Origin of the sequence: Thermomonospora catenispora (assembly GCF_006363815.1) — a bacterium.
GTDB lineage: Bacteria > Actinomycetota > Actinomycetes > Streptosporangiales > Streptosporangiaceae > Thermomonospora > Thermomonospora catenispora.
In genome coordinates this window covers 84,242-97,065 of sequence record NZ_RRYT01000007.1, presented here as the reverse complement: position 1 = coordinate 97,065, position 12,824 = coordinate 84,242, and the positions used below count along the sequence as shown (strand labels likewise).

Genomic DNA, 12,824 nt, shown 5'->3' with positions numbered 1-12,824 from the left:
ATTCGGGCGATTGACGCGCCGGCGCCGCGCGGGGCACGGTTGATCCCCATCCGGCGCACGAGGAGGATCGCGATGGACACGCCGCGGGAATGGGAGTTCGCGGGACGCAACGGCGCGATCGCCGCCCGCTCCTGGCCCCACCCCGACCCCCGCTACCTGGCCGTCCTGGTGCACGGGTACGGCGAGCACCTGGGCCGGTACGGGCACGTGGTGCGGACGCTGGCCGAGCACGGGGCGAGCGTGTGCGGGCTGGACCACATCGGGCACGGCCGGTCGGCCGGGGAGCGGGTGCTGATCACCGACTTCGAGGACGTGGTGGCCGATCTGCACACCCTGGTCACCGACGCCCGCGCCGACGCCCCGGAGCTCCCGGTGGTGCTGATCGGCCATTCGATGGGCGGGATGATCGCCGCCCGGTACGCGCAGCTGCACCGCGACCGGCTGACGGCGCTGGTGCTGTCGGGCCCGGTGCTGGGCCGCTGGGAGGCGCTGGAGGCGCTGCTGGGGCTGGAGGAGATCCCCGAGATCCCCATCGACCCGACCACCCTGTCGCGGGATCCGGCGGTCGGAGAGGCCTACGCCGCCGACCCGCTGGTGTGGCACGGGCCGTTCAAACGGCCGACGGTGGAGGCGCTGGACCGCTGCATCAAGACCATCAACGAGCACGGTTCGCTAGGGGACCTGCCGACGCTGTGGGTGCACGGCGAGGACGACCGGCTGGTGCCGCTGGAGGGCACCCGGACCGGGATCGAGGCGATCCGCGGCTCGGACCTGACCGAGAAGATCTATCCGCAGGCCCGGCACGAGGTGTTCAACGAGATCAACTCGGCCGAGGTGCTGGGCGATGTGATCGCCTTCGTCGATCGCGTTCTGCGCGCTTCAGCTCGCTGAGCAGCTCCTGTCTGCGCTCGGGCGGGAGGGCGCGGCGGTCGGTGTCGGTGAGCGCGCCCTCCATCGCCCACAGCAGGGCGTGGTCCAGATCCGGCGCACCGGCGTCGCGCAGGTCCAGCCAGGCCTGCACGACGCCGCGTTCGGCCAGGTCGTCGAGGGTCTCGATGCCGATCAGGGCGAGCCGTTCGGCGGAGCCGGGATCCAGGTTGCGGCAGTTGGCGATCGACTTGTCCCTCCCCCGTTCGATCGCGCCGCACTGCCGCCAGATCCGCACCCGCCGTTCGAAGGGGTCGGCGGGCGGGTGCGGGCGGGCCAGCACGTCGGCACGGGCGCGGCGGGCGACGCCCACGTCCCGGCGGAACGTCCGGAAGATCTGCACCTCCCCCGGAGGGCCGTATTCCCAGGGTCCGAGGTAGCAGTAGTCCATGCCGCGGGCGTTCGTCACGCGCAGGCGGTCGATCGACTCCGCCCAGCGGCGCAACTGATCGGGCCGGTGGGCGAGGAAGGAGATCAGGCCGCCGGGCATCCGGGTGACCCGGCTGCGGTCGGGGCCGGACCGGTGGTCCGGATGGCGCTCCCAGAACGGCCGCCGATCGGCCCGTGCGGCGTCCAGCCCGTGGGTGCGCCAGCGCACCGTGCCGTCGGGCGCGGAGCGCAGCGGCAGCCGGGCGGCCAGCGCGCGGGCGGCCCGCCGGTCCAGCGCGGTGTGCCAACCGGGCACGATCACGAACGGGTCGGCCGGGTCGGCGTCGAACGGGGTCGGCACCAGGAACGGCCGGTCGACCAGCACCAGCGTGCCGGGGCGGGACTGGTGGGCCAGGCCCCACATCAGCCGGGCCAGCAGCCTCGCCCCGCGCTGGTCGGACAGGACGTGCCAGGTGTCGTGGAAGCGGTTGGTGCTGAACCGCACGGCGGTGCCGGGACGCAGTCCGATCACCGTGTACTCGCGTCCGGCCAGTCGCAGGACGCGGCGGTGGAGCTTGAGGCCGTCCCCGACGGCCCGCGCGTTGGCGGGCCGCTGCCGTGCGGCGCCCCTCGCCATCTCAGCCCTTGACGCAGATCAGCTGCCGCAGGTGCGCCTCGACGCGGACCAGGTCGGTCTGGGCGGCGATCACCGACTCCAGGTCCTTGTAGGCGCCGGGGATCTCGTCCAGCACCCCCGCGTCCTTGCGGCACTCCACCCCCTGCGTCTGGGCCCGCAGGTCCTCCACGGTGAAGGTCTTGCGGGCCTTGTTGCGGCTCATCCGCCGGCCGGCGCCGTGCGAGGCGGAGTTGAACGCCCGCGGGTTGCCCAGGCCGCGCACGATGTAGGTGCCGGTCGCCATGGAGCCGGGGATGATGCCCAGGTCGCCGTTCCCCGCCCGGATCGCCCCCTTGCGGGTGACCAGCAGCCTGACGCCGTCGTACTCCTCCTCGGCCACGTAGTTGTGGTGGCAGGAGATGTGCTCGTCCCACCGGATCGTGCGGCCGCCGAAGAACCGCGTCACCACGTTCTGGGCGAGCGCCATCATCAGGGCGCGGTTGCGCCGCGCGTACTCCTGCGCCCAGAACAGGTCCCGGCGGTACTCCTCCATCTCGGGGGTGCCGCTCAAGAACACCGCCAGGTCCTTGTCGGGCAGGTCCTGGTTGTGCGGCTGTCGGCGGGCCACCTCGATGTGCCGCTCGGCCAGCTCCTTGCCGATGTTGCGGGAGCCGGAGTGCAGCACGATCCAGATCGCGCCCTCGTCGTCGGTGCACACCTCCAGGAAGTGGTTGCCGCCGCCGAGGGTGCCCATCTGGGCGCGGGCCCGGCCGAACCGGCCGCGCACCGAGGGGATCAGCGCGTCGAACCCCTTCCAGAACTCGTACCAGCCGCGCTCGCGCAGCCCGGGCACCGCCGAGGGGTCGACCGGGGTCTTGTGCGCGTTGTGGCCGACCGGGATCGCCTTCTCCAGATCGGACCGCAGCCGGGACAGGTCGTCGGGCAGGTCCTCGAGGGTGAGGCTGGACCGGACGGCGGTCATGCCGCAGCCGATGTCCACCCCCACGGCGGCCGGGGACACCGCGTCGCGCATCGCGATCACCGAGCCGACGGTGGCGCCCTTGCCGTAGTGCACGTCGGGCATCACCGCGACGCCGTGCACCCACGGCAGCTCGGCCACGTTGCGCAGCTGCTCGAGGGCCGCCGACTCGACCTGCGCCGGGTCGGTCCACATGCGGATCGGAACACGACCGCCGTCGAGGGTCGTGTACGGCATCTCCCCAGCCCCTTCCCGTATGCGGACGCCAATCGCCGCGCGGTTCCGCGGCCAGATCAATGACGCCAGAGACGCCGCCCGGAGGGCAACCGGTTTTCCCTCCGCTCAGCGGGCGCGCACGCGCCGGTGGTCGCCGTCGCGCTCGGTCAGGCCGCGCCGGTCCAGATGCTCCAGCAGCGGGATCGCCACCCGGCGGCTGGTGCCGAGCGCCTGCTTGGCCTGGGCGACGGTGAACGGCTGGGGCAGCTCGGCCAGCACCCGGGCTGCCTGCTCGTCGGCGCCGGCCGGCAGCACCACCCCTTCGTCCAACCGCAGCACCGCTCCGGCGGCCACCGCGGCGGCCAGGGTGCGGCCGGTCAGCCCCAGCTCGGCCAGCCGCCCGGCGTCGGGGGCGCGGAACGGGGCGGCGGCGACCTCGGCGCGCAGCCGCCGCACCGCCTCGACGACCTGGGGCGGCGGCCCGGTGCGCGGGCCGTGCACCCGGCCGCCGTCCAGCCGCAGCGGCGGGCGGACCAGCTCGGCCACCAGCCGCCGGGACGGCAGGCCCAGCCGCAGCCGGGCGGCCTCCAGGGTGATCCCGGGGGCCAGCGGCTGCTCGGCCGCCTGCCGGGCGACCTCCTCGGCGAGACGGCGGCGCAGCCGCTCCCAGTGGTCGGGATCGGCCAGCCAGTCCGGTTCGATCCGGATCGCGCCGGAGGGCGGCGCGCAGCCCATGATCGTCAGCTCGCGTTCGCGCAGCACCCCGTGCCGGCGCAGCAGCAGCTCGCCGCCGGGCCGATCCGGCCAGGCCGCCAGCTCCCGGGCGCGTCGGGCCCCCGCGCCGCGCCGCACCAGCGGGGGCGGCTGCACGTCCAGCACCCGGACCCCGGCGACGGAGCGGCGGCCCGGGTCGCGCAGCAGGGCCCGATCGCCGACGTGCAGCGGGATCCGGGCGTTGAGGGTGAGCCGGGCGGTGTCGGGGCCCAGCGGACGCAGCCGCACCGGAACGGCGGCCGAACCGATGTGCAGGATCATCTGGCGGGGCAGCCGTCCGGACGCCTCGGCGGAGCCGATCCGCACGTCGACGCAGGTGGTCATGGTCCATTGGTCGGGGCCGACCAGCGCCATGCCGCGCCGTACCCGGTCGTGGTCGACGCCGCGCAGGTTGACCGCGACGCGCGCCACCCCGCGGACCGTCTCGACGGGCTCCTTCAGCGACTCCAGCGCCCGGACCCGCACCCGGCGGCCCTCCGGGGTCAGCACCAGTTCGTCGCCGACCGAGATCGTGCCGGCGGGGAGGGTGCCGGTGACGACGGTGCCGCTGCCCTTGACGGTGAACGCCCGGTCCACCCACAGCCGGACCGGGGCGTCCGGGGCGGGGACCGGCAGCCGGGACGTCAGCCGGTCCAGCGCGGCGGTCAGCTCGGGCAGCCCTTCGCCGGTGACGGAGCTGACCGCGACGGTCTCCACGCCGCGCAGCCCGGTGCCCTCCAGGCGGGCCCGGGCCTGCCGCAGCGCCGGGGTGGGGTCGGCCAGGTCGGCTCGGCTGATCACCAGCAGGCCGGAACGGACGCCGAGGGCGTCGAGGGCGGCCAGATGCTCCTCGGACTGGGGCATCCAGCCCTCGTCGGCGGCGACCACCATCATCACGGCGGGGACCGGGCCGACGCCGGCGAGCATGGTGGTGACGAACCGCTCGTGCCCGGGGACGTCCACGAACGCCACCCTCTTCCCCGAGGGCAGGGCGGTCCAGGCGAACCCCAGCTCGATGGTCAGGCCGCGGCGGCGCTCCTCCTCCAGCCGGTCGGGCTCCATCCCGGTGAGCGCCCGCACCAGCGCGGACTTGCCGTGGTCGACGTGCCCGGCGGTGGCGACGACCTGCATCAGGCCTCCCCGCGGGCGACGGCCGCGACGGCGCGGGCCAGCGGCGCGTCCTCGTCGGGCGGCACGGCGCGCAGGTCCAGCAGCAGCCTGCCGCGCGCGACGCGGCCGACGATCCCGCGCTCCCGCAGCGGCCCGGCGTACTCGCCGGGCAGCGCGACGGCGGCGCTGGGCAGGGTGACGCCGGGGGCTCCTCCGCCGCCGACGGCGGCCTCGCTGTCGACGGCGTCGGCGGCCACGCCGTGCGCGGCCAGCTCCTTGGCCAGCTGCTCGGCCCGCCGGCGCAGCTCGACGACGTCGGTGCGCAGCGCTCGGGTGACGGGCGGCTCGGGACCGCGCACGGTGGCCTCCAGGGCGGCGAGGGTGAGTTTGTCGACGCGCAGCGCCCGGTACAGCGGATGCCGCCGCAGCCGGGCCACCGCCTCGGCGCGGCCGAGGATCAGCCCCGCCTGCGGGCCGCCGAGCAGCTTGTCCCCGCTGGCGGTGACCAGGTCGGCGCCGGCGGCCAGCACGGTGGCGGCGTCCGGCTCGTGCGGCAGCCGCGGCTCGGGCGCCAGCAGGCCGGAACCGATGTCCACCACGACGGGCGCCGGCAGGGCGGCCAGTTCGGCGACCGGGGCCTGGGCGGTGAACCCCTCGATGCGGAAGTTGGACGGGTGGACTTTGAGGACGAACCCGGTGTCGGGGCCGAGGGCGGCGGCGTAGTCGGCGGTGGTGGTGCGGTTGGTGGTGCCGACCTCGCGCAGCCGCGCACCGGTGGAGACCAGCAGCTCGGGGATGCGGAAACCGTCGCCGATCTCCACCATCTCGCCGCGGCTGAGCACGATCTCGCGACCGGCCGCCAGCGCGGTGGCGGCCAGCACCAGCGCGGCGGCGTTGTTGTTGACCACGATGACGTCCTGGGCCGCCGGGCAGGCCTCGCGCAGCGCCTCCAGCGCGCCCCGGCCGCGGACGCCGCGCCGACCGGTGGCCAGGTCGTACTCCACGTCGGTGCATCCGGCGGCGGCCGCGACCGCCTCGCGGGCGGCGGGCGACAGCGGGGCGCGGCCCAGGTTGGTGTGCAGCAGCACCCCGGTGGCGTTCACCACCGGCCGCAGCGTGGCGGCGTGCGGGGGCAGGGCGGCGACGGCCGCGTCGGCGACGGCGTCGGGCGGGATCTCCCCCTCCCGGGCCCGCTGCTGCGCCCCGGCGACGGCCGCCTTCACCACGGTGCGCCCGAGCCGTTCGGCGGCCTCCACCAGGCGCGGGTCGGCCAGCACGACGTCGGTACGGGGCACCTGTCGCCTGGAGCTCACGCGAGGTAACTCTATGGACCTCGTCGGGCCTTTCAAAGCGCACGGCGCGGGTGTGCGATGCTGATCCGCATCTGCCCCGCCGAGCGCCCGGCGTCCCGTATGACGGAATCGGAGTCGTTACCCAAGTTAAGCAACTTGTATGCTGCTGCGGCGATCGACCAGGGAGGTTGCCGATGACCGCCGCCGTTCCTGCGGTGTCCGACGTCGCCGGGGGACGGAGCGGCGCGCGCCGCGGCACGGTCGCCCAGCTGGCGGCGCTGTCGGCGGCCGGTCTGGTGGTGTCGGTGCAGCAGACCCTGGTGCTGCCGCTGCTGCCGCGGCTGATGGTCGCCCTGGACGCGTCGGTCACCGCGGTCGCCTGGGTGTTCACCGTGTCCCTGCTGGCCGGGGCGGTCACCACCCCGCTGCTGAGCCGGTTCGGCGACCTGTACGGCAAGAAGCCGATGATCGTGACGGCGCTGGGGCTGCAGCTGGCCGGGTCGGTGGTGTGCGCGCTGTCCGGCTCGCTGGGCCCGCTGATCGCCGGGCGCGCCCTGCAGGGCACCTCGATGGCGCTGGTCCCGCTGGCCATCGCGTTGATCCGGGACACCTTCCCCCGGGAGCGGGTGGCCACCGCGATCGGCTTCATCAGCGCCACCATGGGCATCGGCGGAACCCTCGGGATGATCGTGACCGGGCTGGTGGCGGCCCGCACCGACAGCCACCGGCCGGTGTTCTGGATCAACGTGGCGCTGTCGGCGACGGTGCTGCTGCTGGTGGCGGCGTGCGCCCGGGACGTGGGGGCCCGGGTGGGCGGACGGCCGGACGTCCTCGGCGCGGTGCTGCTCGGCGGCTGGCTGGCCTGCCTGCTGCTGGGGATCAGCCAAGGCGACTCCTGGGGGTGGTCCTCGGCGAGGGTGCTGGGCCTGTTCGCCGCCGCGGCGGCCGGGTGCGCGGTGTGGACGCTGGTGGAGCTGCGGGTCCGCGCCCCGCTGGTCGACATCCGGCTGCTGGCCGGCGCGCAGTCGCTGGCGGCGAACCTGACGGCGCTGCTGCTGGGGTTCGCGATGTTCGCCGGGTTCACCCTCACGGCGCAGTTCATCCAGACCCCGCGCACCACCGGATACGGGATGGGCGGGTCGGTGCTGGACGTGGGACTGCTGTCGCTGCCCAGCACGGTGACGATGCTGGCGGCCTCCATGCTGGCCGGGCGGGCGGTGCTGCGGCTCGGCTCGGCGTTCGCGCTGGCGGGCGGGGCGGCGTTCACGGCGCTGAGCTTCGCCTGGCTGGTCGCATGGCACGACGGCCCGGTCGACCTCATGGTGTTCGGCGCGATCCAGGGCCTGGGCCTGGGCACGGCGTACGCGGCGATGGGCACGCTGGCGGTGCAGCACGTGCCGATGCACCAGAGCGGCATCGCCAGCGGGATCAACTCGCTGGTGCGGGTGGCGGGCGGCAGCGTCGGCGGGGCCGTCACCGCCTCGGTGCTCGCCGCCTGCACCCCGGCCGGCGCGGTCGCCCCCGAGCTGCGGGGATACGTGTGGTGCTTCGCGATCGCCGCGGTGGGCGCGGCGCTGGCGGCGGGGGTGGCCGCGCTGCACGGCGTGCGGCACCGCGGCGGAGAGCGGTCCCCGGCCCGCTGACGGCCGGGTCCGGTCGCGGCCCTTGACGAACGCCCCGCCGGGGATGCCCCATGGGGGCACGTCCCCATGACGCGCCAGCCGCACCCGTCCTGGAGGACCGCATGGGCGCCTACCCGACCGTCTACCGGCGCAGCATCTCCGACCCGGCCCGTTTCTGGGGGCCGGCGGCCCGGGACGTGCGCTGGTCGGTGCCGCCGGACCGGGTGCTGGACGACGGGGCCCCGCCGTTCTACCGGTGGTTCACCGGAGGTGAGCTGAACACCTGCGACAACGCGCTGGACCGGCACGTGGAGCAGGGCCGCGGCGACCTGCCCGCGCTGGTCGTCGCGGGCCCGGGGGGCGATGCGCGGAGCTACACGTACGCGGAGCTGACCGCGCTGACGGCCCGGTTCGCAGGGGTGCTGGCAGAGCTGGGGGTCGAAGCGGGGAACCGGGTCCTGGTCCACCTGCCGCCGGGGGCGCGCGCCGTCGTCGCGATGCTGGCGTGCGCCCGGCTGGGGGCGGTCCATGTGATCCCGGCCGATGCGGATCCCGAGCCGGAGGAGCTGGCCGCGATGATCGACGCCACCGGGCCGAAGGTCGTGGTGACCGCGGCCGGGGCCGGGACCGGCAAGCCAGCGATGGCGACGGCGCTGCGGCTGGCGACGCATCGGGCGGCGCACTGCGTGCTGTGGCGCCGGCCGGGCGCGGGGGCGGAGCCGGCGCCGCCGCGTGACGTGGACTGGGACGAGGCGATGGCGTCGGCCGGTCCGGCCCGATGCGTGCCGGTGGCCGCCACCGATCCGCTGCAGATCGTGTTCGCCCCGGACCGGACGGGGCCGCTCAAAGGCGTGGTGCGCGACAACGGCGGGTCCGCGGTGGCGCTGCGCTGGTCGCTGGAGAACCTCTACGGGGTCGGCCCCGGCGAGGCGGTCGGGGTCTCCACGGCCGTGCCCCCCGCGGCGCTGCCGGGCGCGGTGTACGCGCCGCTGCTGACCGGGAGCACGATCGTGCTGTGCCCGGCGGGCTTCGCCCCCTGGCGGACGATCGCCCGGCACCGGGTCAAGGCGATGCTGATCACCCGTGCGGAGCTGGCGGCCCTCCGCGCGGCGGGCCCGGACGGCGAGCCTCCCGCCGACTGCGACCTGACGCCGTTGCAGGCGCTGCATCTGCCGGACGGCGCGCCGGGCGGGGAGATCGCCCGGTGGACGGCGCGGGCGCTGGGCCGCCCGGCGGCCGGGGCATGGCAGGAGCCGGAGTACGGCCGCCCGCTCGCCTGCGCGCCGCATGCGCTGGAGCCGCCGCCGGTCCCGGCGGACTCGGTCGGGCTCCCGGCGCCGGGGTTCGACCTGCGGGTGCTGGACCCGGCGGGCGAGCCGGTGCCGCCGGGCGGGCAGGGGGAGCTGGCGGTCCGGCTGCCGCTGCCGCCCGGGACGCTGTCCTCGTTGTGGCGCGAGGACGACCGGTTCATGGAGCGGTACCTGTCGCGCTGTCCGGGCCACTGCCTGACCGGCGTGATCGGTCGGATGGACGAGCGGGGCCGGGTGTGGGTGACGGGGCGTTCCGGCGGCTAGACGCCCCGGTGCGACCACAGCGCGGTGACCGCGAACACGCCGACGGCGGCGAGCAGGATCTGCAGCAGCACCACCGGGAAGGGGAAGGTCCGCCCCCAGCCGAACACCGCATGGCCCAGCCAGGTGCCGATGATGGCGGCGATGACGCCGACCAGGACGGTCAGCCAGATCGACATGCGCCGCCTGCCCGGCATCACCAGCCGGCCCAGCACCCCGATGAGCGCGCCGAAGACGATGGCGGTGACGATGCCCCCGATGGCCATGAACGGTCCCCTTCCGTCGCGTCCGCAGACCGGTGCCTACCCCGGCCGGGGGGCGGAAACCGGGCGGGGCGGCGTCAGCGGACGATGAGGACGGGGCCGTCCGGGTCGCGTTCGACCAGCTCGCCGATGACGGTCGAGCCGGGCACCTCGCCGGCCACCAGCAGCCCGCCGGAGGTCTGGGCGTCGGCCAGCAGCAGCCGTTCGGACTCGGCGATCCGGCCGAAGTCGGTGTGCGGGGCGACCCAGGCCAGATTGCGGCGGGTGCCTCCGGAGACGAATCCGTCGCGGACCGCCTCGCGGGCGCCCTCCAGGTAGGGCACGGCGGCGGCGTCCACCACGGCGGCGACCCCGCTGGCGCGGGCCATCTTGTACAGGTGGCCGAGCAGGCCGAAGCCGGTCACGTCGGTGGCGGCCTCGGCGCCGGCCTCCAGGGCCAGCCGGGCGGCGACATCGTTCAGCGCCGTCATCACGGCGACCGCCTGCGGGAACGACTCGCCGGTGGCCTTGTGCCGGGTGTTGAGCACCCCGATGCCCAGCGGCTTGCTCAGGGACAACGGCAGTCCGGGGCGGGCGGCGTCCATCCGCAGCAGCCGATCGGGGTCGGCCACGCCGGTCACCGCCATCCCGTACTTGGGCTCGGGGTCGTCGACGCTGTGCCCGCCGGCCACCTGGCAGCCGGCCTTGGCGGCGACGTCGTGACCGCCGCGCAGCACCTCGCGGGCCAGCTCCATCGGCAGCGTGTCGCGCGGCCAGCCCAGCAGGTTGACCGCCATCAGCGGGCGTCCGCCGACCGCGTAGACGTCCGACAGGGCGTTGGCGGCGGCGATCCGGCCCCAGTCGTAGGGGTCGTCGACGACCGGGGTGAAGAAGTCGACGGTGGACACCACCGCCCGGTCGCCGTCGATGGACAGCACCGCGGCGTCGTCGCCCAGTCCGATCAGCATCCCCTGCTCGGGACCGGAGGCGGCGCCCAGCCCGGCGACCATGCTCTCCAGCTCGCCCGGGGGGATCTTGCACGCGCACCCGCCGCCGTGGGCGTAACCGGTCAGCCGTACGGAGGTCACCCGGTCACTATCGCACCGGGCCCGCCGCCGGGCAACGTCCGCGCCGCCCCGTGTCCCGGCGTCGTGCACGCGCACGCACGCCGAGGACGAGGGCGGGCCGCGAGGCTTGTCCGAACGACGTTCTGTGTGGTGCGATACCTCCGCTGCAAGCAATCACTGACATCGAAGGGGCGCCTTATGCAGGCGGAGATCCTCGAGCAGAGAGCCGAGTTCGAGCGGTCCATCGACGGCATGACGTTGTGCACCCGGCTGCGCGACACCGCCGAACGGCATCCGGATCTGCCCGCCTACTCCGACCGGGGGACGGACGGCGAGTGGGTCACCCTCACCTGGGGCCGGGTCCGACGCAGGGCGCTGGAGGCCGCGGCCGGGTTCGTCGCGCTCGGCCTGGCGCCCGGCGAGGTCGTGGCGCTGATGATGCCCAACCGGGCCGAGCACGTACTGGCCGACTTCGGCGTCGTGCACGCCGGAGGCACTCCCACCACCGTCTACGCCACCCTGGCCCCCGACCAGGTCGCGTTCGTGGCGGGCAACTGCTCGGCCGCCTACGCGGTGCTGGACGGGCGGGACCAGCTGAACCGGTGGCTGCCGGTGCTGGACCGGCTCCCCGCGCTGCGCAAGGTGATCGTCGTGGACGCCGCCGCCTGCCCGGACGGCGAGAAGTTCATGACCTGGGACGACTTCATGGCGCTGGGCCGGGAGCGGCTGGCCGCCGACGCCGCCGAGATCGATCGGCGCTGGCAGGCGATCACCCCCGACGACACCCTGTGCGTGCTGTACACCTCCGGCACCACCGGCAACCCCAAGGGCGTGCTGATCACCCACCGGATGGCGCTGTATGAGGCCGCGGTGTCCGAGGCGCTCTCCAACCTGCCCCCGCACAGCGTCTCGGTCTCCTACCTGCCCTACGCCCACATCGCCGACCGGGTGCTGAGCATGTACCTGCCGGCGCTGCGCGCCTCCCACGTCTACATGTGCCCCGACCCCGCCCAGCTCACCACGGTGCTGCGGGAGGCCCGGCCGCACTTCTTCTTCGGGGTGCCCCGCGTCTGGGAGAAGATCATGGCGGGCGTCCAGGCGGCGCTGGGCGGGGAGGCCGACGAGGCCAAGAAGCAGGCCGTGGCCGAGGCGATGGAGGCCGGCCGCGCCTACGTGCGGGGGCAGGAGTACGGCAACACCGTCTCCGACGAGGTCCGCGAGGCCTTCGAGAAGGCCGACGCCGCCGTGCTGAGCAACATCCGCGGGCTGCTGGGGCTGGACCGGGTGGTGCAGGCCCTCAGCGCCGCCGCCCCGCTGCCGATCGAGGTCGCCCGGTTCTTCTCCGGCCTGGGGATGCGGATCATGGACGTGTACGGCATGACCGAGACCACCGGGGCGGCCACCGGCAACACCGAGGACGCCTTCAGGCTGGGCACGGTCGGCCGGGCGTTCCCCGGCATCGAGGTCAAGCTGGCCGAGGACGGGGAGATCCTGATCCGCGGCACCACCTGCACCCCCGGCTACCTGAACCGGCCGGAGGCCACCGCCGAGCTGATCGACTCCGACGGCTGGGTGCACACCGGCGACGTGGGCGAGATGGACGCCGACGGCTTCCTGAAGATCGTCGACCGGAAGAAGGAGTTGATCATCACCGCCGGCGGGGAGAACATCGCCCCGTCCCTGATCGAGAACCTGCTCAAGGAGCACCCGCTGGTCGGGCAGGCGCTGGCCTACGGCGACCGTCGCCCGTACGTGGTCGCGCTGATCACTCTGGACGGCGAGGTCGCGCCGGTGTGGGCCGCCGCGGCCGGGATCGACGCCACCGACCTGACCGCGCTGTCGCGGCATCCGGTGGTGCTGGCCGAGATCGAGAAGGCGGTGGAGGACGCCAACGCCCGGCTGGCGCGGGTCCAGCAGGTCAAGAGGTGGCGGGTGCTGCCGACCGAGTGGACCGCCGAGAGCGAGGAGCTGACCCCGACCCTCAAGCTGAAGCGGCGGGTCGTGCACGCCAAGTACGCCGACGTCATCGAGGAGCTGTACCGGTCCTGAGCGGGGACGGC

At 74.9% G+C, this 12,824-nt stretch carries 10 protein-coding genes; 4 read left to right on the top strand and 6 right to left on the bottom strand.

The genetic code is table 11. From position 1 onward, the window contains the following. The first annotated feature begins 72 nt into the window (after positions 1 to 72). Positions 73 to 891, top strand: a complete 819-nt coding sequence (locus EIO00_RS08100; RefSeq protein ID WP_140176742.1) for an alpha/beta hydrolase — start codon at positions 73 to 75, stop codon at positions 889 to 891. Here the strand turns inward: EIO00_RS08100 and EIO00_RS08095 are convergent. The 4 genes from EIO00_RS08095 to selA all read right to left on the bottom strand — a co-directional run bounded on the left by EIO00_RS08095 (position 821) and on the right by selA (position 6,283). Next, complete coding sequence (locus tag EIO00_RS08095; RefSeq protein ID WP_140176740.1) at positions 821 to 1,933, bottom strand: TfoX/Sxy family DNA transformation protein; 1,113 nt, start codon at positions 1,931 to 1,933, stop codon at positions 821 to 823. The genes EIO00_RS08100 and EIO00_RS08095 overlap by 71 nt on opposite strands. 1 nt (position 1,934) lies before the next feature. Next, entirely contained in the window at positions 1,935 to 3,128 is a 1,194-nt protein-coding gene (locus EIO00_RS08090; protein WP_140176738.1) for an RtcB family protein, read from the bottom strand. A 105-nt stretch (positions 3,129 to 3,233) separates the two neighbouring features. After that, a complete protein-coding gene (selB, locus tag EIO00_RS08085) occupies positions 3,234 to 4,991 on the bottom strand; it encodes a selenocysteine-specific translation elongation factor (protein ID WP_140176736.1) in 1,758 nt (585 codons plus the stop codon). Continuing rightward, positions 4,991 to 6,283 (bottom strand): L-seryl-tRNA(Sec) selenium transferase, encoded by a 1,293-nt coding sequence (gene selA, locus EIO00_RS08080; RefSeq protein WP_206664074.1) that lies wholly within the window; start codon positions 6,281 to 6,283, stop codon positions 4,991 to 4,993. Before selA ends, selB begins: the two co-directional genes overlap by 1 nt. A gap of 173 nt (positions 6,284 to 6,456) precedes the next feature. Between selA and EIO00_RS08075 the strand changes: the two genes are divergently transcribed. Together EIO00_RS08075 and EIO00_RS08070 are read left to right on the top strand one after the other, a co-directional pair. Continuing rightward, on the top strand, positions 6,457 to 7,905 hold the full coding sequence (locus EIO00_RS08075) for an MFS transporter (protein WP_140176734.1): 1,449 nt from the start codon (positions 6,457 to 6,459) through the stop codon (positions 7,903 to 7,905). A 101-nt stretch (positions 7,906 to 8,006) separates the two neighbouring features. Beyond that, entirely contained in the window at positions 8,007 to 9,458 is a 1,452-nt protein-coding gene (locus EIO00_RS08070; RefSeq protein WP_161602678.1) for an AMP-binding protein, read from the top strand. Here EIO00_RS08070 and EIO00_RS08065 read toward each other — a convergent pair. Both EIO00_RS08065 and selD read right to left on the bottom strand, forming a co-directional pair. Further along, positions 9,455 to 9,721, bottom strand: coding sequence for a GlsB/YeaQ/YmgE family stress response membrane protein (locus tag EIO00_RS08065; RefSeq protein ID WP_140176731.1), 267 nt, complete (start codon positions 9,719 to 9,721; stop codon positions 9,455 to 9,457). The two genes, EIO00_RS08070 and EIO00_RS08065, sit on opposite strands and share 4 nt — an antisense overlap. Before the next feature lie 74 nt (positions 9,722 to 9,795). Next, positions 9,796 to 10,854: a selenide, water dikinase SelD gene (selD, locus tag EIO00_RS08060; RefSeq protein WP_422100034.1), complete on the bottom strand. Its 1,059-nt coding sequence runs from the start codon at positions 10,852 to 10,854 to the stop codon at positions 9,796 to 9,798. Positions 10,855 to 10,962: 108 nt separating this feature from the next. Between selD and EIO00_RS08055 the strand changes: the two genes are divergently transcribed. Next, positions 10,963 to 12,813 (top strand): AMP-dependent synthetase/ligase, encoded by a 1,851-nt coding sequence (locus EIO00_RS08055; protein ID WP_140176727.1) that lies wholly within the window; start codon positions 10,963 to 10,965, stop codon positions 12,811 to 12,813. Positions 12,814 to 12,824: the final 11 nt, after the last annotated feature.

Coding starts and splice junctions, on each gene's coding strand:
- EIO00_RS08100 (WP_140176742.1), top strand. CDS start 73: ATGGACACGCCGCGGGAATGGGAGTTCGCGGGACGCAACGGCGCGATC.
- EIO00_RS08095 (WP_140176740.1), bottom strand. CDS start 1,933: ATGGCGAGGGGCGCCGCACGGCAGCGGCCCGCCAACGCGCGGGCCGTC.
- EIO00_RS08090 (WP_140176738.1), bottom strand. CDS start 3,128: ATGCCGTACACGACCCTCGACGGCGGTCGTGTTCCGATCCGCATGTGG.
- selB (WP_140176736.1), bottom strand. CDS start 4,991: ATGCAGGTCGTCGCCACCGCCGGGCACGTCGACCACGGCAAGTCCGCG.
- EIO00_RS08075 (WP_140176734.1), top strand. CDS start 6,457: ATGACCGCCGCCGTTCCTGCGGTGTCCGACGTCGCCGGGGGACGGAGC.
- EIO00_RS08070 (WP_161602678.1), top strand. CDS start 8,007: ATGGGCGCCTACCCGACCGTCTACCGGCGCAGCATCTCCGACCCGGCC.
- EIO00_RS08065 (WP_140176731.1), bottom strand. CDS start 9,721: ATGGCCATCGGGGGCATCGTCACCGCCATCGTCTTCGGCGCGCTCATC.
- EIO00_RS08055 (WP_140176727.1), top strand. CDS start 10,963: ATGCAGGCGGAGATCCTCGAGCAGAGAGCCGAGTTCGAGCGGTCCATC.